Annotated in this window: 14 protein-coding genes; 4 read left to right on the forward strand and 10 right to left on the reverse strand. The window is 57.2% G+C overall.

Translation table 11 applies throughout. The annotated features are described in order from the left end of the window. The 3 genes from argA to KUC_RS02310 form a co-directional block, all read right to left on the reverse strand. On the reverse strand, positions 1 to 881 hold an 881-nt coding region (gene argA, locus KUC_RS02300; protein WP_244264722.1), incomplete at its 3' end, for an amino-acid N-acetyltransferase. Positions 882 to 1,092: 211 nt separating this feature from the next. Next, complete coding sequence (locus KUC_RS02305) at positions 1,093 to 2,361, reverse strand: inorganic phosphate transporter (RefSeq protein ID WP_007111473.1); 1,269 nt, start codon at positions 2,359 to 2,361, stop codon at positions 1,093 to 1,095. A 10-nt stretch (positions 2,362 to 2,371) separates the two neighbouring features. Further along, positions 2,372 to 3,052 (reverse strand): TIGR00153 family protein, encoded by a 681-nt coding sequence (locus KUC_RS02310; protein ID WP_007111474.1) that lies wholly within the window; start codon positions 3,050 to 3,052, stop codon positions 2,372 to 2,374. 137 nt (positions 3,053 to 3,189) lie between these two features. Between KUC_RS02310 and KUC_RS02315 the strand changes: the two genes are divergently transcribed. Beyond that, positions 3,190 to 4,089: a CYTH domain-containing protein gene (locus KUC_RS02315; RefSeq protein ID WP_007111475.1), complete on the forward strand. Its 900-nt coding sequence runs from the start codon at positions 3,190 to 3,192 to the stop codon at positions 4,087 to 4,089. A gap of 50 nt (positions 4,090 to 4,139) precedes the next feature. After that, complete coding sequence (locus KUC_RS02320) at positions 4,140 to 5,072, forward strand: ion transporter (protein ID WP_007111476.1); 933 nt, start codon at positions 4,140 to 4,142, stop codon at positions 5,070 to 5,072. Positions 5,073 to 5,160: 88 nt separating this feature from the next. Here the strand turns inward: KUC_RS02320 and KUC_RS02325 are convergent, their stop codons facing one another. From KUC_RS02325 to KUC_RS02335, 3 genes are all read right to left on the reverse strand, one after another. Next, positions 5,161 to 5,937, reverse strand: a complete 777-nt coding sequence (locus KUC_RS02325; RefSeq protein WP_007111477.1) for an HAD family acid phosphatase — start codon at positions 5,935 to 5,937, stop codon at positions 5,161 to 5,163. A gap of 203 nt (positions 5,938 to 6,140) precedes the next feature. Continuing rightward, positions 6,141 to 6,764: an L-threonylcarbamoyladenylate synthase gene (locus KUC_RS02330; RefSeq protein ID WP_007111478.1), complete on the reverse strand. Its 624-nt coding sequence runs from the start codon at positions 6,762 to 6,764 to the stop codon at positions 6,141 to 6,143. A gap of 114 nt (positions 6,765 to 6,878) precedes the next feature. Beyond that, positions 6,879 to 7,808 (reverse strand): PHP domain-containing protein, encoded by a 930-nt coding sequence (locus KUC_RS02335; RefSeq protein ID WP_007111479.1) that lies wholly within the window; start codon positions 7,806 to 7,808, stop codon positions 6,879 to 6,881. Between the two features lie 144 nt (positions 7,809 to 7,952). On the opposite strand from KUC_RS02335, the gene KUC_RS02340 reads away from it, so the two are divergent. Both KUC_RS02340 and mnmC read left to right on the forward strand, forming a co-directional pair. Beyond that, complete coding sequence (locus KUC_RS02340; protein WP_007111480.1) at positions 7,953 to 8,252, forward strand: YciI family protein; 300 nt, start codon at positions 7,953 to 7,955, stop codon at positions 8,250 to 8,252. A gap of 158 nt (positions 8,253 to 8,410) precedes the next feature. Then, positions 8,411 to 10,435: a bifunctional tRNA (5-methylaminomethyl-2-thiouridine)(34)-methyltransferase MnmC2/FAD-dependent 5-carboxymethylaminomethyl-2-thiouridine(34) oxidoreductase MnmC1 gene (mnmC, locus tag KUC_RS02345; RefSeq protein WP_007111481.1), complete on the forward strand. Its 2,025-nt coding sequence runs from the start codon at positions 8,411 to 8,413 to the stop codon at positions 10,433 to 10,435. A gap of 346 nt (positions 10,436 to 10,781) precedes the next feature. Here mnmC and KUC_RS02350 read toward each other — a convergent pair whose 3' ends face one another. The 4 genes from KUC_RS02350 to smc all read right to left on the reverse strand — a co-directional run bounded on the left by KUC_RS02350 (position 10,782) and on the right by smc (position 19,194). Next, positions 10,782 to 11,057, reverse strand: coding sequence for a YheU family protein (locus tag KUC_RS02350; protein WP_040479294.1), 276 nt, complete (start codon positions 11,055 to 11,057; stop codon positions 10,782 to 10,784). After that, entirely contained in the window at positions 11,057 to 13,090 is a 2,034-nt protein-coding gene (gene ligA / locus KUC_RS02355) for an NAD-dependent DNA ligase LigA (protein ID WP_007111483.1), read from the reverse strand. The genes KUC_RS02350 and ligA overlap by 1 nt, the downstream gene beginning before the upstream one ends. 183 nt (positions 13,091 to 13,273) lie before the next feature. Continuing rightward, on the reverse strand, positions 13,274 to 15,121 hold the full coding sequence (zipA, locus tag KUC_RS02360) for a cell division protein ZipA (RefSeq protein ID WP_007111484.1): 1,848 nt from the start codon (positions 15,119 to 15,121) through the stop codon (positions 13,274 to 13,276). A gap of 578 nt (positions 15,122 to 15,699) precedes the next feature. After that, the gene (gene smc, locus KUC_RS02365) at positions 15,700 to 19,194 is read right to left on the reverse strand and encodes a chromosome segregation protein SMC (protein ID WP_007111485.1); all 3,495 of its coding nucleotides are present in this window, start codon (positions 19,192 to 19,194) and stop codon (positions 15,700 to 15,702) included. Positions 19,195 to 19,210 lie beyond the last annotated feature (16 nt).

Genomic DNA, 19,210 nt, shown 5'->3' on the forward strand with positions numbered 1-19,210 from the left:
GGGCGCAGCTGTTCGTAACGGTGCTGGGTAATCATGGTGCCCACACCGTCACGGGTGAACAGTTCACCCAGCAATGCATCGTGGTTACGCCAGGAGAGCAGATGCGTGCGTGCCACGCCTTCACGGGCAGCGGTGCAAGCGGCCTGTAAGTGGCGGGCTAACTCGCTGCCCGGTGCGGCGTTGGTTAAACGTGGCTCGGCTTCCGCTGGGGAGAGCTGACGTAGCAACGCGCCGTGCTCATCCTCAAGACCTTCCGACTCGCCGAGCAGAATCAGCTTGTCAGCTTTTAGCGCCACGGCGGCGTGTTGGGCCACTTCGGAGGCGTCCAGGTCAAACACCTCGCCGGTGCTGGAGAACCCCAGCGGCGGCAGCAGCACCAATGAGCCTTTTTCCAACAGGCCTTCAATGGCGCTGGCCCGCACCCGGCGCACTTCGCCACTGTGGTCGAAATCCACCCCTTCGCGCACGCCGAGCGGCTTGGCGGTGACCAAATTGCCAGAAATAACGCTGAGCTCTACGCCGTGCAGTGGCGTGCTGGGCAGGCCAAGGGAGAGCCGGGCTTCCAGCCACAACCGCTGGCGGGCGGCAACCTGTTCTACATGGGCCATTACCGCACGGTCGGCCACCCAGCGGCCATCGATACGCGTGGGTTCGACACCGGCAGCGGTAAGCGCTTCGTGCACCTGGGGGCGAATGCCGAACACCACCACCAGGCGAACGCCCAGGGTATGCAGCAGTGCCAGATCCTGAATAAGCTGCTCCCCTCGCCCAGACGCCATCGCTTCGCCCTCAATTAAGATGACAAAGGTTCGCCCCCGGTGCGCATTAATATAGGGGGAAGCGTTACGAAACCAATCAACAAAGGGGAAGCGCTTATCCAAGGGCCGCTCTCCGGCAGCAGGTGAAAGAAAAATCAGGCGTTTAGCATGCTCAATTAAGATACTTTACCAGAGCAAGAAAAACAGCGGCACCTTCTGATGCAAATCTGCTCAATCTAATGCAGAAAAACATGAAGATGCCGCTGTCATTTTTACCACTTAAAGAGTTCTAGGCGCGTTCGAGCCTTTGCGTACTGCACTATTACTGGCTTGTTTATGAGCCGAACATACCTTTGAGCATGAAGAAAAACAGAATCGCGAGACCTGCTCCAGCGGGCAACGTAATCAGCCAGGACATCACGATGGTGCCAATAACCCGTAGGTTAAGTGCTGCCATACCGCGCGCTAGGCCGACACCTAAAATAGCCCCCACCAGCGTATGTGTAGTGGAGATTGGCAGGCCGGTACCCGAGGCCAATACCACCGTGGTCGCCGCTGCCAAAGTGGCCGCAAAACCACGGCTGGGCGTCAGTTCAGTGATACCCGTACCTACGGTGGCAATCACTTTATGGCCGTAAGTGACAAGGCCAACGACGATGCCCGCGCCACCCAGCACCAGCACCCACCAGGGCACCAGCGCGGCACTGTCGATGACGCCTTCGCTGCGTACAACGCTAATCACTGCCGCCAGCGGGCCCACCGCATTCGCCACATCGTTAGAACCGTGGGCAAACGCCATGGCACAGGCAGTAAAGATCATTAGCACGCCGAACACGCGCTCAACGTTGGCATAGCCGAAGTGGTCGCTGTCGTTCTGCACGTATTTAACCCGACGCTGCATAACAACACCCAGCGCCATGATAATAAAACCAATCAAAATGGAGAGTAGTAGGCTCTGCCCAAAGCTGAGATCCAAGCCTACGTGGGATAACCCTTTGGTCAGCGTGACCATAGAGACAATAAAGCCGACCAGGAAGATATAGCCAGGTACGTAGCGCTTGGCAGCGGCAAAGGGGTCGTTGTTTTCAAAAATCAGGTGGTGAACAGATTTGAACAACACGAAACCAATTGTACCGGCAAGCAGCGGCGAAATAATCCAGCTAGACGCTATCTGACCTACCTTGCCCCACGCCACTGCCTCCATGCCTAGGCCCACAGCGCCAAAACCGACGATAGCACCGACAATTGAGTGGGTGGTTGAAACAGGCCAGCCACGCGCAGAAGCTACCATCAGCCAAATGGCAGCAGCTAATAACGCGGAGAGCATTCCGTAAACCAGTAGGTGCGGATTATCCGCCAACAAAACGGGATCAAGCATGCCCCCGCGAATCGTTGCGGTTACCTCGCCACCGGCCAACCAGGCGCCGAGAAACTCAAAAATAACGGCGATAATGATCGCTTGCTTGATGGTGATCGCTTTCGACCCCACCGAGGTTCCCATGGCATTAGCTACATCGTTTGCACCAACGCCCCAGGCCATAAAGAAGCCGAATAAACAGGCCAGAATAATGAAGATTTCACCGTACTGGGCAATAATCAGCATGAGGGTCCCCTTAGCGGGCAGTCAGGATCTGCAGACGGCTACCCACACGCTCAGCGCGGTCGGATAACTCACCTACCCAATCAATGATCTTGTAGAGAAAGATCACATCTACAGGCGGTAGCTGGCTCTCAAGCGCGAACAGCTGGCGACGAATGGTCACCTGTTGATCGTCGGCTTGGTGCTCAAGGGTGTGTAGTTCACGGATCATCTTCTGCATCACATCAGAGACGTTTTTGCCAAAGCCGGACTCCAGCAAATCCTTGAGCTCTTCCAATGCTTGACGCGCTTGAGCTACGCAGGCAACGCTGGTTCGGATGTAGTCACGCATCGGTTCGGCCAGTTCATCCGGCACGCACATTTTACGCCCCAGCATAATGCCGGTAATGTCGCGCACCTTATTGGCGATTTTGTCCTGCACGCTGATCAAGTCGAGCAGGTCAGAACGTGAGACGGGCAGGAACATGGTGTTGGGCAGGTTCAACCGCAGCTCGGTTTTCAGCGTATCGGCGTCATGCTCTAAACGGGTGACGTTTTCGCGCAGTTCTTCCGCTTTGTCCCAGTCGTTAGCAAGGGTTGCTTCAAAAAACGGCAACAGTTGATCGGCGCACTCATTCGCCTTGACTATATGGGCCAACAGCGGCTGGAATGGCGAGCGGCCAAACATCGAAGAAAAAGGATTGGAGGTAACCATAGTGCCTTTAAGCCTATTTTCGGGGAGCCGGGAAATGGCGGCGCCAGTATAAAGAGTGCGCCCGCCGCCGTCATGAAAAGTTCATAAATGTAATCAAATATTCATCTAAATTTCACTATAACGAGGTGGCGAGCGTCATGGAAACACCAACACCCATAGAAGTAGAACTGAAACTAGCACTTGCCCCGACCGGGCCTGAAGCGCTTGCCAAACACTCCCACCTCGCTTCGCAACCAGCGCTTCAACAATTATTGACCAACACCTACTTTGATACCCCTCAGGGCGATTTGGCCAAGGCACGCATTGCGTTGCGCCTGCGCCAGGTAGATGGCCAGGTGCTACAAACGGTAAAAACCGCAGGCCAGGGTGGCGGCGGGCTCTCGCAACGCCAAGAGTGGGAGTGGCAGATTGCGGGGCCTGGGTTAGATTTAGCGGCGCTTGCCGAACTCCCCCCTTTTCAAGGTGAGCTTAGCGGTGTGCTCGACGCACTCGCCCCCCAACTCAGCACCGATTTCACACGACGTAGCTGGCAGCTAAAAGAGGGCGCACAAGGCCAGGTGAGTCATATTGAGCTGGTAGTGGATGAGGGCGAGATTATTAGCGGTGACTACCGCACGCCGATTCGCGAAGCAGAACTCGAATTAAAAGGCGGCGACCCGGAAGCGCTGTGGGCACTGGCATTGACCCTTGCCGAACAGGTAGCGCTGCGGCCTTCGGACAGCAGTAAGGCGGCCCGGGGTAATGCGTTGAGCGAGCAACGCTGGCCGCTGCCGCAAGCGCACTCCCCAGCGGAATGGCTGCACCGCGCCACCCTGGCGCTGGACGCCTACCACGACAGCCAGCAGGCCAGCTTTCTAAGCGATGCCCAGCAGGCATTGACCACCCTCGCCGATCACCCTGAACTGGATGCCGCTGAACGTGGCTATGCCCAGGCGCTTCCCAGCGCACTCGACGCGCACGGCCAGCCCAATACGGCCTACGGTAAAGCGGCGTTAGCACTCGCCCATCGCCTGGCGCACCAAACCGCGCTACGCTAGCGGTTTAAGGCTCTATAGAGCGGCATTGAGGCTCACTTCAGGATGATGCGATGAATTTACACTTAACCCCTGGCGGAGAAGGCCTGCGCGCGCGGCTGTTCCACATCATCTTCGAATCCGACACGCCGGGCGCTAAGGCGTTTGATATCGCCTTGATCGTGGCCATTCTCATCAGCGTCGGGGTTATCCTGCTGGGTAGCGTAGAGCGCTATGCGGAGCACTACGGGGCGCTGTTTTTTTACGTTGAATGGATTCTTACCCTGCTGTTTAGCCTTGAGCTGATTGTGCGCATCTACTGCCTGGAGCGCCCGTTACTCTATCTAAAAAGCTTTTACGGCATCGTCGATTTAATCGCGATTCTGCCTACCTGGCTGGTGCTGCTGGTACCCGGCGCCCATGGGTTGGTGATTGTGCGCATCCTGCGCGTGCTGCGTATCTTCCGTATTTTGCGCTTGATGGAGTTTGTCGGTGAAGCAGGTCTGTTAATAGATGCCCTCAAACGCAGCCTGCGACAAATTCTGCTGTTTTTCTTCTCTATTTTTATGGTGGTGACGCTGTTTGCGGCGTTGATGTACACCATTGAATCTCCCGAGGCGGGCTTTACCAGTATTCCCATGTCGATGTACTGGGCCATTGTCAGCATGACCACGGTCGGCTACGGCGACATTGTTCCCGCCACCGCCCTGGGCAAAGCGATCACCATGGTGCTGATGCTGCTGGGCTACTCGATTATCGCCGTGCCCACCGGGGTTTTCTCCGCCCAGGTAATTCGCTCGATTCGTGAGGATCGCTACTCAGAGGAAGCCTGCCCCGGCTGCGGGCACGACCGCCATGAGAAGCGTGCCCACTACTGCCTGCGCTGCGGTACCTGGCTTGATGAAGACAGCGAAGACCCGCGCACGAAAGACGACGACAAAAAAGATGAAGCTCAAAAAAGTAGCGGCGTGGGAGACGCAGACAAAAACGCGCCCCAGGACAGCTAGACTAAGTTGCTTAGAAACAAAAACTCAATAGCCTAACCTGGGGCGCGCAGCGTTCATTTAGTGAGGGATGGAGTGGTTATCTAACCGATCACTCCACTTCGTGGGGGGCGTCCCAGGCGTCTAGCTCGGCATCGCTCCAAGCGCCATAGGTAGCGTTGGGGAATACAATCCAGTCGTTACCAAACCGCTCGGCATTCTCCTCAACCAGCTCGTGCTGCTGCTCCAGATCGGCACCGGCGAAGTCACCCGCAAAATCGTGTAGCGAGTCGCCTAGCTGCATTACCATGGTGTGGTTATCAACCACCTCGGCACGGCGCTCCGCCTTGGCAGGCCCTAATAGCATCACGCTCTGTTCAGAAACCTGGGGCAGTTCTAACGTTTCTAGCGTGGCGATGGTATCGACTTCGTTCTCCTGGTAGCGGTCGGAGACGTAAAAAATGGCTACGCCCTGCTCGTCCGCGAAATCCAGAAACGCTTTGGCACCCGGCATTAAACGCGGTTCGCCTTCACGCTCCCAATGCTTCCAGGTGTCCCAGGTGGTGTAGTCGTGGCACGCCTGCATATCGCGAACCAGCAGCGCGCTATTATCCAGCACCGTTTCATCCAGGTCGGTAATGATAGCCAAGCCGTCGCTGCCACCATGCGCCTCGATCTGATCCTCAAGCCGGTAGGTGGCGAGGGCAAATCCCTGGCGCTGCAAGGCGGCCGCTTCTGCAGACTGCTGCTGATAGCGCAGGCCCATCGCATAGGCTTGCTGGGCACACAGTTCTGCATCATCGCTATCTGCGTGGCTGGTCAGCGGTAAAGCGGTCAGGCTGGCTAACGCAGCAAGGGTGCAGAGGCGAGAGGTGAAAGGTATCGTCATTAAATGATCTCCTGGGATGGGCGATCTCAAGAAGACGAGGCGACTCCTCGCCTTAAAGGATCACGATTTATTATCAAAAATAAGCATAAGGATCATATTTTATTTTCATTGAACATTCAAATAACGATAAAAAAGAGCAAATCCCGGCCCTATATGCCTACAAGCCAAGGATTTGCCTTAAAATTAGCCTTAAAAAAGTGCTTTTAGCCGACGAAAGGGGAAATGTCGCCGCGCCCTTCACGGATGATTTTCGGCGGCAGCTCGCGCAGGTCAATAACGCTAGTGGGGTCTAAATGGCAGGCACCGCCGTCGATAATGGCGTCTAGGTGGGCGCCAAAGCGCTCGCGGATCTCTTCCGGGTCGTTCATGGGCAGGTCATCGCCTACCGGAATCAGCGTGACGCTCATCAACGGTTCACCCAATGCCGCCAGCAGCGCGTGAGTAATGCGGTGATCCGGCACGCGTACACCAATGGAACGGCGCTTGGGGTGCAGCAGCAGGCGCGGCACTTCGGATGTGGCATCCAGAATATAGGTGTAAGGCCCAGGCGTGTGGGCTTTCAGCAGCCGGAACACATCGTTATCCACCTTGGCGTAGGTACCGATTTCCGAGAGGTCGGAACACACCAGGGTGAAGTTGTGTTTATCGTCCAGTGAACGCAGCCACTTGATCTTCTCGATAGCTTTCTTCTCGCCCAGGTGGCAGCCGAGCGCATAGCCCGAATCCGTCGGGTAGGCCACCACACCGCCTTTACGAATGATGGCAATCGCCTGATCAATCAAGCGTTTTTGGGGGTTCTCCGGGTGAATCTGAAAGTATTGGCTCATTGCTAACTCCTATCCGTAGGCTGTTCTTGTACCGCACTCGTATAACCGTACTCATATAAACGTATTCGTATAACCGCACTCTTATCACTGCACTTCTAAAACATAGCGTAAACGCTAAGCGGGTTCCCCTGCCGCTAGCATTCCAGCGGGCGCATCGCGCAGGTGCACCAGACGTGGGTGCTGCCATATGGGGGGCGCCGCCGTGCGCGGCACCAGGCTCATACTGCCGGGGGCCGCGTGGCTGCCGGGAAAGTGAAAATCACTGCCCATGGAAGCGTACAGTTCGCGCTCCACTAGCTGACGCGCCAAGTCGCGGGTGCTGTCCGGGTTCTGCTGGCCGCTTACCAGCTCCACCGCCTGTCCGCCCGCCGCCTGGAAGGTGTCCATCAACAGGCCACGTTTGCGCCGGGTTAAGCCGTGGCGCAGGGGATGGGCAATCACGGCTACACCGCCGGAGTCGACAATCCAGCCCACCGCTTCGCTGATTTCCGGCCAGTGGGCTTTAACATCGCCCTTTTTTCCACTGCCCAAATAGCGCTTAAAAGCACTGGCCCAATCAGGCACCACACCTTCCTCTACCAGCGCGCGGGCAAAGTCCGGGCGGCCCAATGGGCGGTCGCTGCCTGCGTGCAGGCGCGCTTTTTCCAGCGCGTTGGATAAACCGACTTTTTCCAGTCTTTCAGCGATCACGGCTGCGCGCTGAATGCGCGCTTCACGCTGCTGAATCAGGCCTTCTACCATTGCTCCCTGCAGGCCGCCGGGCATTAGCGCCACCACATGGATATTGACCCCCTGCCAGCGTGTGGATAACTCACAGCCGGGGATAAGGCACAGCCCTGCTTGCTCCGCCGCGCGACCCGCTTCTTCAATGCCGTCCATGGTATCGTGGTCGGTGAGCGACATGTGCGTCAGCCCGCGCTCAAAGCACAGTGTCACCAGTTCGGTGGGCGATAGCGCGCCATCGGAAGCGGTGGAGTGCATGTGCAAATCAACTGGGTAGCGCTGATCGGCATCAAAAGTAGTGGGAAGTCGAGGCATAAGCATGACGCCGTGTGGCCAGTTTGTCAGAATGCGTTTTTCAGCTGTGAATAAAGCCTTCGCAATGGGTAAGATATGGTGCGCGCTTATGCCAGTGCGGTCAATTAGCGGTCACGATGCATCCTCTTTTAATCAAGGAGTTAACCCCACATGCTGTATGCCATTATGAGTGAAGATGTGCCCAATAGCTTAGAGCGTCGCCTGTCTGCTCGGCCCGACCATTTAGCGCGCCTGGAAGCGCTACGCGATGAAGGCCGCCTGGTACTGGCTGGCCCTCACCCCACCATCGACGCTGAAAACCCCGGTGATGCAGGCTTTTCCGGTAGCTTGGTCGTAGCGGAATTTGCCAGCCTGGAAGACGCCAAGGCGTGGGCCGATGCTGACCCTTACATGATCGCGGGGGTGTATGCCAAGGTTATTGTTAAGCCGTTCAAGAAAGTTTTGCCTTGACCTCAGTAGGCGAGTGTGGAGGATCCGTATGCTTTTACACAGAGCCTGTGGAAAACTCTGTGCAAACCCGGCGGACGCTTTGCGCTAAGCCAGAGATAACGCCAGCGCCGACAAATTGATCATTTTTTAACCACCTGTTCATCAATACGGATACCCGCGTGACCCAACATTCAAACGCTTTGCCACCGCTGGCGGCATTAACCACGCCAACGCTTACCTGGAACGAGGGAGCCCCCCACGCAACAGCGTTTGATGATATCTATTTCACCCGTGGCGATGGGCGCGCCGAAACCGAGCATGTGTTTCTTGGCGCCAACCAGCTTCCCGAGCGCTTCGCCGCCTGGGAGGCCCCGCGGCCCTTTGTGATTGGTGAAACCGGCTTTGGTACCGGCCTTAATATGCTCTGCGCCTGGGCCTGTTTCGAGCAACATGCCCCGCCTTCTGCACGGCTGCATCTGTTATCCACAGAGAAGTTTCCCCTTGAGCTTGGCGCCCTTGAACAAGCGCTAGCGAGCTGGCCCTCACTCGCCCTTTATGCACAGGCACTCTGTGCCCAGTGGCCCGCCGCCGTTAGCGGCATTCACCGTCTGCACTTAACCGAGCGCGTCACCCTGGATCTACATTTCGGCGACACCACTGAACGCCTGGAACAGTTAGACGGTCAGGTCGACGCTTGGTTTTTAGACGGCTTTGCGCCGTCTAAAAACCCCGACATGTGGCAGCCGGAACTGTTTAACGCCATGGCCGCCCGTTCACGCCCCGGTGCAACGTTCGCCACGTTTACCTGCGCAGGCATCGTTAAGCGGGGCTTGAAAGCGGCAGGTTTTAACTGGAAGAAAGTACCGGGCTATGGCCGCAAGCGGGAGATGCTGGTAGGCAGTATCGAAACGCCGCCAGCGGATCAGCGCCGCCAATCAACGCCATGGTTTACGCCGCCCCCTTTAGCTTCAGTGAAGCACGTTGTCGTCGTCGGCGCCGGGCTAGCGGGAAGCAGCATGGCGGCGGCGCTGGCCCGGCGGGGGATTAAGGTAACCGTAGTAGAGCGCGAAGCCCCCGGCGCGGGTGGTTCAGGCAATCGCCAGGGTGCGCTGTATGTAAAGCTGGCCGCTGAGACCAACTATCAAAGCCGGGTTTATCTCGCTGGGCTGCTATATAGCCAGCGCTGGCTTTCGCAGCAGCTATTCACACAGCCATTATCCACAGCTCCCTTATGGCAGCCCTGCGGCGTGGTGCAGTTGGCAAGTAGCGATAAAGAGGCGCGCCGCCAGCAGCGCTTTAATCAACAACACCCGCTGCCCGGCGAGGTGGTTACCGCTATGGAAAACCCGGCGCTATCCAAGACGGCGGCCATGGCCATTGACGCCCCTCACGGGCTTTATTATCCACAGGCGGGCTGGGTAAGGCCCAAGGCGCTGTGTGAGCATTTACTTCAGCAGCCAGGCATTACTTTTCTACAGGGCGACGTTAGCTCACTGACCCAGTTAGATGACGGCTGGCACCTTAACTTAGCCGATGGCAGCACGGTCGAGGCGGATCAGGTGGTGATTGCCAGCGCCCATTTGGCCAACTGCTTCGCGCAAACGGCGGCGCTGCCACTGCAGTCAGTGCGTGGTCAGATTAGTGAATTACGACTACCCGATGAAGTAGCCGGCCCTAAGCGAGTGGTGTGCGCCGGTGGCTATGTGGCGCCTGCTCTGGAGGGTGTTCTGACCTTTGGCGCCAGCTTTGTGCCCAATAACGCGACGACTGAAATCACCGCCGACGACCACCAGCGTAATGTCGATGAGCTGCGCCAGACGCTGCCCGCCTTGGTAGAGGAGTTGGAACAGGCAGGCATCAAGCTAACGCCGGAATACCTTAAGGGCCGTGCCGCTGTGCGGGCAGCAAGCCCCGACAAAACTCCTTACGCAGGGCCGGTGCCGGTGGCAGAAGCGTGGCGGGCGGACTACTCGCTGCTGAGCAAAGATGCTACCCGGGTGGCGGATACGCCGGGTGAACACTACCCCGGCCTGTGGATATCCACGGCCCACGGCTCGCGGGGGCTAGCCAGCGCGCCGCTATGCGCTGAAGTGATTGCCTCACGAATGTGCGATGAGCCAATGCCGCTGGAAGCGCCACTGGTCGATCACCTGCACCCAGGGCGACGGATTATTAGTGCGATTATTCGTGGTGGGAACGCATAATAGACAAGCTTGAGATTGCCGCGTCGCTGCGCTCCTCGCAATGACAATATTGAGGCGCCTTGCCACAACACCTTCTTGTCATCGCGAGCGAAGCGCGGCGATCTCGGGTTTGCCTGCTAATGCCCGCAAAGATTGCCGCGTCGCTACGCTCCTCGCAATGACAATATTGGGGCACCTCGCCATGACATATTGGACTGGCGCTTTGCCACAACGCGTTCTTGTCATCGCGAGCGAAGCGCGGCGATCTCGGGTTTGCCTGCCAGATTGCCGCGTCGCTGCGCTCCTCGCAATGACAATATTGAGGCGCCTCGCCATGACATATTGGGAGGCTTTTCGCAAGATGACACTAAATATCGCCCTCTTCCTCGTCGTCGGCGATATCGCGGCCAAATGAACGCCACCGCGCCAAAGTCATCACTTCGGTCATTTCCAGCTCAAGGTCATGGGCGATGATCAGCTCATTGCGCTCTAGCTGCTGTTTCAGCTCGGCTACCCAGCCGTGCATGCCCTCGCCGGTGGTATCCGTAGTGTCGTAGCCCTGGCGGGTTACAAACGCCTCCAGCAGGGCATTGAGGGTCTCCGGTGGCAGCATTCGGGCGGGTACTTCAATAAAACGGCTCATTAGCGTTGCTCCCACGCTGCCAAACGTTCAATAAAGATGGCTTCGTCGACGACGTCCACGCCCATCTGTTCGGCTTTGGTCAATTTACTGCCCGCCGCTTCGCCAGCGACCAAACAGGTGGTTTTTTTCGAAACGCTGCCCGCCACCTTGGCACCCAGCGCCTGTAAGCGCGCCTTGCCTTCGTCCCGGGTCATACTCTCAAGCGAGCCGGTAAGAACCCAGGTCTGGCCTTCCAGCGGCTTGGGGCCCTGGGTGACTTCCGCCTCTTGCCAGGTAATGCCCGCGTCAATCAGCGCGGCGATGGTTTCTTGATTGTGGGGCTGACGGAAGAAGGTATGCACATGGGCAGCCACGATGGGGCCCACATCGTTAACCGCCTCCAGCGCTTCCAGCTCTGCGTCTTGAATGGCGTCCAAGGTGCCAAAGTGATTGGCGAGATTGGCTGCCGTGGCCTCGCCTACTTCACGAATGCCTAGGGCATAAATAAAGCATGCCAAGGTGGTCGACTTAGCAGTTTCAAGCGCGTTGACTAAGTTGGTGGCTGACTTTTCTCCCATACGCGGCAGGCTTTTTAGCTGCTCTACGGTTAGGTGGAACAGCGCCGCGGGGGTTCCCACCCAGTCCAAGTCGACTAGCTGCACGATCAACTTTTCACCCAGCCCGTCAATATCCAGCGCTTTGCGGCTGGCGAAGTGCTTGAGTGCCTCTTTGCGCTGCGCCGCGCAGTAAAGGCCGCCCGAACAGCGTGCTACCGCTTCGCCTTCAAGGCGCTCGATATCCGAACCACACACCGGGCAGTGTTCGGGGAAAACAATCACCTTTGCATCTGCGGGGCGCAGCTCGGTATGCACGCTCACCACCTGGGGGATCACATCACCGGCTCGGCGAATCGAGACTGTATCGCCGATCATGACGTCCAGGCGTTTAATCTCATCGGCGTTGTGCAGCGTTGCGTTAGACACCGTCACACCGGCCACGGTGACTGGCTCAAGACGCGCCACGGGAGTAATCGCTCCGGTGCGACCGACCTGGAACTCCACATCGTTAAGGGTAGTGACCTCTTCCTGGGCTGGGAACTTGAATGCCACCGCCCAGCGCGGCGCGCGGGCGACAAAGCCAAGCTCTCGCTGGTAGCGCAGGTCGTTGGCCTTGATTACTACGCCGTCGATATCGAAGCCAAGGCCGTCACGCTTTTCGCCTAGCTGCTCGCAGTAGTCGGCAACAGCCTGGGGGCCTTTGACTATCTGCAGCTCTGAACTGGCACGAAACCCTAGTGTGGATAACCGCGCCATTAAGTCGCTGTGAGCCGTATCGCCCAGATCCGGCTCCAAGCGCGCAGCCTGATAGGCGTGGAACTCTAGCGGGCGTTTTGCGGTAATGCGTGGATCCAACTGGCGCAGGCTGCCCGCCGCTGCGTTACGCGGGTTGGCAAACACTTTGCTGCCCTCCTCCCGGGCACGCTCGTTCAGCGCCTCGAAGCCCGCGTGGCGCATAATCACCTCGCCGCGGACTTCAAGCAGCGCGGGTACGTTTTTGCCCATCAGCTTTAGCGGCACTGAACGCAATGTGCGCAGGTTTGAGGTAATGCCTTCCCCGGTGCGGCCATCGCCTCGAGTTGCCCCGCTTACCAGTACGCCCTGCTCGTAAACTAGCGAGACGGCGGCGCCATCCAATTTCGGCTCGCAGGTAAACTCAACGTCGTCTGCGGCGCATTCAAGGCGCTCGGCCACCCGCTCGGCGAAGGCATGGATATCGTCACTGCTAAAGGCGTTATCCAGTGACAACATGGGGATCGCGTGGGCCACCGAGGGAAAGCCGTCTGCGGGGGCGGCGCCAACGCGCTGGGTCGGCGAATCGGTAGTCACCAGCTCTGGATGTTCGCTCTCCAACTGCTGTAGGCGCTGAAATTTGCGATCGTAGTCGGCATCTGTGAGCGTCGGTTCATCGAGCACGTAGTAACGGTAGTTGGCCTCGTCCAGGGCGGCCCGCAGTTGGGTAATCTCTTCCAGCGGTTGAGAATCAGACTGACTCATTTGAATGGGTTCCAGACTCGCAGCAAAGGTGCAAAAATTTGAACATGCAAAATGTGCTGCGTATTGAACAGAAACACCCGCCTTCTGGCAAGAAGGCGGGTGTTACGCAACCAGTGTTTCTATGTGTTTTGCAGACGGTGTTTAGCAGACGGTGTTTAGCAGACGGCGTTTAGTGGGCGACGTTTAGCGCGCTTGCATCTGACGGTGCAGCCTATGGCGGCGCTCAAACTCACGCACCCGTTGGCGGGCGAATTCGATTGTTTGCGCGGTCATCACGCTGCGGTTCTCGTCTTTCAGCTCACCGCCCATATGGCGTACCACGACCATGGCGGTTTCTACCATCGCCTCAAAGGCAGCGGCACTATCAATGGCGCCAGGCAGCGGCATCAACAGCGTGATACCAGGGGTCATAAACTCACCCATCTCTTCGATGGGGAATGTACCCGGCTTGACCACATTAACCATCGAGAACTGCAGTTCGCTATCGTCGCTCTCGGTTTCAAAGCGGTGGAATACGCCCATTGCGCTACTGTAACGCAAACCGCATACCATCATCAGATCAAGCAGTTTAGTACCGTCGAAACCTTCGGGGTCTCTGGAGAGAACACTAATCACCACGACTTCTTCAGCATTGGTCAGCGTTTCTTTGGCGTGCTCACCGCTCACATCGTGGCGTAAGGCTTTTTCTAGCGTAGGGTGTACGCGAACTCGCTCATTCACCTCACGCTCGTCGGCAGTGTCATAAGCGTTAGCCTCGTAGCTTTCTTCAAAACCATCTTCGTGGGCTGCATACTCATTGCTTTCGTAGCTACGCGCTTCTTCATCAGCAACACTCTGCTGAGCAGCAAGCCTTTCTGCGGCTGCCGCATTGGCCGCTGCTGCTTCTTCACGAGCTTGGGCTTGCTCTTGAGCAATGCGCGCTCGCTCAGCATCCGCGGCTTCTTTAGCTTCGCGCCGTTGCTCTGCTTCCAACGCTTTGCGCTCTGCCTTCTGCTTGGCCAAGGCTTTATCACGCACCGCTTTCTCAGCTTTTTTACGCTGTTTTTCCTTACGCCGCGCGATCAAACGACGTTTCAGCGAGCGCCCCATGCCTTCAAAGTCGACTAAGCGATACTCATCAACTTCATCATCATCCAACTCGTCGTATTCACCCGCTGTATCAGAGCGCAACTGACGCCGTTTCGGCGAGTGTTCATTGGCATGTTTAGCAAATACGGCGTCTTCTGGCTCAGCCCGCAGTACCGGCTCTGGCTCATGTTCTGGCGTATGTTCTTGCTGAGTGCGTGGCTGTGCCGCCATTTCTCTATCTGTTTCACTGGCAACTGTTTCACTGGCAGTAAGCGATACGCCATCAGAAGCGGCAGGCTGAGTGGTTTCAACGTCAGTTTCAGCTACCGATGCACTGGGCATTTCAGAAGAACACGCTGGCTGCTCGGTATATGATTCAGACTGCTGAGGCACCGATGCATTGATCTGCGACGTCTCAGTTTGCGGAGAGTCGGCGATTGAGATACTTGGTTCGCGGCGCTCATGTTCAGTCGGCGCATTCGCATTGTTGGTAGCATAGCTTGTAGCAGTAGCTGCAGCAGAAGTAACTGGCTGCGCGCTCTTGACCTCTAAGTCGGGCTTAACCGCTACGCTTGGAGATGGATTCGCAATTGATGCGGCTTTATCTTCTTTATTTGCCTTATCTGATTTTCGCTTGGCCGCTTTAGCAGAGACTGAACGTCTAAACTCAGAAAGAACCCTGGAAGGCCCAGGATGCTCTTGACGCTCTAACTTTGGTTTATTACCTAAGCCACTATAGTCAGCGGGCTTAACAACTCGAGCACCGCCATTAGGAAGTTCCCAATTGATCTCCGCGGCTTTAGCAGCCTCATCGGGATCATCTAGCGAACTGCCAGAAAGGTCATTCCCCGCCTGGTCCAGACGGGGTACACGACGCTGACGTTGAAGCCTCCGCGCACCGTCAATAACGATGAGCGATACCAACGCTAGCCCTAAAATAATTAGCCACTCTCTTAGTTCCATGTCGAACGTTCCATGGTCGTCTTACCGGTTGCTAAGGCACGGTGTCTAAAAGTCATGCCTGAAATGGGTAACGGCTATTGAATAATTACCTGCTATCAATAAGACCAAGCATAGCGCGATTACTATGAAAATGGCCAATTTTTGCTGCATTTAACGCGATTTTCACGCGTTGGCAAAATCTCACCACTGTTTAAACCAAAAAAATCTGACCTTAACTTCAAACAAAAGTGCCACAATCATTAGATCAAATATCTATAAATAGCTTTATAAAGGAATCCTAGAAGCAAGAAAAGCTGTTTTGACAACCGGCTCACCACCAGTACGTATTACCTCTATAGGCCGTTTAACCATCTCAAGCGCGCTATTAGTAGGTGTAATATAGTTAAGTTGAACGCTTTAGGACATTTTTTTACGCATTTAGCCAACAAAAGATTATCCGCTTGGCTTTTATGTCTCCTGCTTTGCTCAACGCCTTCTCGCTCAACGTGCTCACCACAAACACTAGCACCTCGAATACATTTTCACAGGGCTCAATCAGAAGAATTCCGCTACTTTGCTGGAGGAAACAGCCAGTGGCGTTAATCAACCAACGCCGCCGCTTCTTCAATACCCACCGAGACTAACCGCGAAACGCCGGGCTCCTGCATGGTGACCCCCATTAAGCGCTCGGCGGCTTCCATGGCAATCTTGTTGTGGGTGATATAGATAAACTGAACGTTTTCAGACATCTCTTTAACCAACCTAGCGTAACGCCCCACGTTGGCGTCATCCAAGGGGGCATCCACTTCATCCAGCATGCAGAAAGGCGCGGGGTTAAGCTGAAAGATCGCAAATACCAGCGACAGCGCGGTCAGCGCCTTTTCGCCGCCCGAAAGCAGATGAATGGTGCTGTTCTTTTTACCCGGCGGGCGAGCCATAATCGCCACGCCGGTTTCCAAGAGATCATCACCAGTTAGCGTTAGCCAGGCGGCACCGCCGCCGAATACGCGTGGGAAAAGAGTTTGTAGTCCGCTATTCACCTGATCAAAGGTTTCGCGGAAACGCACGCGGGTTTCCTGGTCAATGCGTTTGATCGCTCGTTCGAGGGTTTCAAGCGCCTCAATCAGCTCGGCGTGCTGCGCTTCCAGGTAGTTACGCCGCTCGGCCTGCTGGTCGTACTCCTCAATGGCGGCCAGGTTGATCGCCCCCAAACGGCGAATTTTATCCGTCGTGCTTTCCAAGAGTTCCTGCCAGCGGGTTTCCGTCGCTTCCTGGGGCAGTTGCTCGGCAAGCGTTTCAACGTTATGGCCTAATTCCGCCAGTTGCTCATCCTGGGTGGCTGCTTTGAGCGCTAGCGCCTGGGCATCCATACGCCGCTGCTGTAACTGCTCGCGGCTGTGTTCCAGGTTGCGCTCGTGCTGTTGGCGGGCAAGTTCATCATTGCGCAGCTGCTCTGCCAGCCCCTGAGCCTGCTGTTTAGTGGCATTCAAGCGCCCTTCCTGCTGCTCCCGCTGGTGAAGCAGCTCTTCGAGCTCTTCTCCCGCCAGTTCATCGGGCTCGATCAACATCTCCCGCGACTCTTCGAGCTCGGCAATACGCAGCGAAAGACGCTCTTCAGAGTCATTTGAACGCGCCTGCTGTGAGCGCAGGCTATCGCGCTCGGCACTCAAGCGTTCGCGCTCCAACGCCAACGCCTGCTGCTGCGATTTGAGCGGGGCGTGTTGCTGAGTCAACTGGTCACGCGCTTCACGCTGCCGGTTGCGCTGCTCAGCGCTGGTTTCCCGCGCTTGTGCTGCGCTTTCAAGCTGTTCCATCGCCACATGCCAGCGGGCGCGCTGCTCGTCGATGGTAAGCGATAACTCTGCTTCATCCTCTTGCAGCTGGGCAAGCTCTTCATCGAGTTCAGTGGCGCGACTCTCCAGATGTTCCAAGCGCTGGGCCAGGCTACGCTCTTTTACCGCCAGCTGCTGCAGGGTGGCGGCATGGGCACGCTCTATTTCGGCCTGCTGCTCACGGGCCTGCTCCAGCGTTTCAATACTCTCACTGGCCGCTTCACACCGCTCTTCGGCCAGCGCCAGCGCTTCTTCTTCACTTTCTCGCTGGGCGGTCAGTTCGGCGTAGCGGCGGCGCGTCAATAGCAGCCCGTCGATACCTTCGCCGTTGGCCTGCTGGTTCAACCAGCCACGGCCCAGCCAAACGCCATCCTGACTGACCACGCTCTCGCCGGGTGCGAGGTGCGCTACCTGCGCCTCCGCTTGTTCTGTCGTTTGCGTATAGTGAATGCTTGCTAACCACTCGCCCAACGCACCGGCGCCTTTAACTAAACTGTCTAATCGCTGGCCAGACGTTGAGGCGGCTGGCGGTGTCTGATCAATCAGCCGCCACTCCGTGGCTAAGGCCTCAGGTAAAGCGGCCAATTGGTGGCGATCCACCAAGCGGGCATTGAGCCAGGGGGCGAGCAGCCAGGAAACCAGCGTTTCCCAGCCGGGCTCGACCTGCAGCACTTCACCCAGTTGGGGGGCATCCGCCAAGCCATGCGCTGCTAAGGTCGTACCAATAGCAGGATCGTGATCCACCAGGGCGGCGTCAATCAACGCTTGAAGTGAAGCCAACTCACCCTGACGCTGGCTAAGTTCAGCACGTTGATTGTCCCGCGCCTGCGTGGCCTGCTGGTAGGCCGCTTTGGCATCGCCGTAGCGCTGCTGCCATTGATCGCGCTGGGTTTGAAAGCCTTCTGACAACTCCTCTGCTTCAGTCAACTGCGCCTGGCACACAGCGTGCTCTTCGCGTAGCGCGGTGAGGTCGGCTACCTCGCTGCGCTGCTGGCGGCGGCGCTGATTTTCCGCCTGCAGGCGCTGGATACGCTGTTCAAGGTCGCGCAACTGATCTTGGCTGCGATCCGCATCGCGGCTGGCGTCCCGCCAGCGGGTTTCGGCATCGGCCCACTGCTGCTCGGCGGCTTCCAGCGCGGGAGACGCGTCGGCCAGCGCCTGCTCTAGACTCTCGAGCTGCTCCTCCAGCGCTTCGTGTTCGGGGAGTAGGTCGTCAAAGCGCTCGTCAATGGCGGGGAAAAGCGCCCGATCGCCTTCGCTGACCCGGCGCTGCTCGCCTAACTCGCGCCGCGCCGTGGCGATATCACTGGCCAACTGAGTTTCACGGCTAAGCCCGTGGGCCTGGTCCTGCTCTAAACGCGCAACCCGCGTGGTGGTTTCAAAGAACTGCTGCTGGTGGCGGTCGAGCACTTCAGAAAGTTCGTCGTGTTGTTCGCGAGCTTGCTCCAGACGGGTTTCGCACTGGCGTACGCCGAAGACATCTTTTTCAACGGCTATTTCCAACTCGCGAACGCGGCTCTCTTGGTGGGACTGTTCCGCCCGCAAGGTGCGCCCACGCAATAGTGCAAGCTCGCCTTTTAGCCGATACTCCTGCTCCTTTAAGTCTTGGTAGCGCTTGGCGGCTTCAGCCTGACGTTTGAGACGCTCTAGCTGTTTATCTAGCTCTTCGCGAATATCGTCAAGACGATCCAGGTTCTCCTGGGTTCGCCGCATGCGGTTCTCGGTTTCCCGGCGGCGCTCTTTGTACTTAGAGATACCCGCGGCCTCTTCAAGGGTCGAGCGCAGGTCGTCGGGGCGGGCTTCGATCAGCCGCGAGATCATCCCCTGGCCGATAATCGCATAGGAGCGCGGGCCCAGGCCGGTACCCATAAAAAGGTCGGCGATATCCCGGCGACGGCATTTCTGACCGTTAAAGAAGTAGTTGGATAGTCCGTCGCGAGTGACTAAGCGCTTAACGGCAATTTCTGCATACTGGGCGTAAACGCCGCCCATGCCGCCGTCGCGATTGTCGAACTTGAGTTCTATGGAAGCCTGGCTAATCGGCTTACGGCCAGTGGACCCGTTAAAGATAACGTCGGCCATGGATTCGCCGCGCAGGGTTTTAGCGGAGGACTCCCCCATTACCCAGCGCACGGCGTCAATAATGTTGGATTTACCGCAGCCGTTGGGGCCCACGATGGCGGTCATATTGCCATCGAAGGGCACCGTGACGGGATCCACAAAGGACTTAAACCCGACTAAGCGAATCGACGTTAAGCGCATACCGAGGCGGCGTTCC

The organism is Vreelandella boliviensis LC1, from assembly GCF_000236035.1.
Lineage (GTDB): Bacteria > Pseudomonadota > Gammaproteobacteria > Pseudomonadales > Halomonadaceae > Vreelandella > Vreelandella boliviensis.

Bases quoted from the DNA above. Each gene is read 5' to 3' on its own strand.
- KUC_RS02305 (WP_007111473.1), bottom strand. From the start codon at position 2,361: ATGCTGATTATTGCCCAGTACGGTGAAATCTTCATTATTCTGGCCTGT.
- smc (WP_007111485.1), bottom strand. From the start codon at position 19,194: ATGCGCTTAACGTCGATTCGCTTAGTCGGGTTTAAGTCCTTTGTGGAT.
- KUC_RS02330 (WP_007111478.1), bottom strand. From the start codon at position 6,764: ATGAGCCAATACTTTCAGATTCACCCGGAGAACCCCCAAAAACGCTTG.
- KUC_RS02350 (WP_040479294.1), bottom strand. From the start codon at position 11,057: ATGAGCCGTTTTATTGAAGTACCCGCCCGAATGCTGCCACCGGAGACC.
- KUC_RS02325 (WP_007111477.1), bottom strand. From the start codon at position 5,937: ATGACGATACCTTTCACCTCTCGCCTCTGCACCCTTGCTGCGTTAGCC.
- zipA (WP_007111484.1), bottom strand. From the start codon at position 15,121: ATGGAACTAAGAGAGTGGCTAATTATTTTAGGGCTAGCGTTGGTATCG.
- KUC_RS02340 (WP_007111480.1), top strand. From the start codon at position 7,953: ATGCTGTATGCCATTATGAGTGAAGATGTGCCCAATAGCTTAGAGCGT.
- KUC_RS02320 (WP_007111476.1), top strand. From the start codon at position 4,140: ATGAATTTACACTTAACCCCTGGCGGAGAAGGCCTGCGCGCGCGGCTG.
- KUC_RS02335 (WP_007111479.1), bottom strand. From the start codon at position 7,808: ATGCTTATGCCTCGACTTCCCACTACTTTTGATGCCGATCAGCGCTAC.
- KUC_RS02315 (WP_007111475.1), top strand. From the start codon at position 3,190: ATGGAAACACCAACACCCATAGAAGTAGAACTGAAACTAGCACTTGCC.
- KUC_RS02310 (WP_007111474.1), bottom strand. From the start codon at position 3,052: ATGGTTACCTCCAATCCTTTTTCTTCGATGTTTGGCCGCTCGCCATTC.
- ligA (WP_007111483.1), bottom strand. From the start codon at position 13,090: ATGAGTCAGTCTGATTCTCAACCGCTGGAAGAGATTACCCAACTGCGG.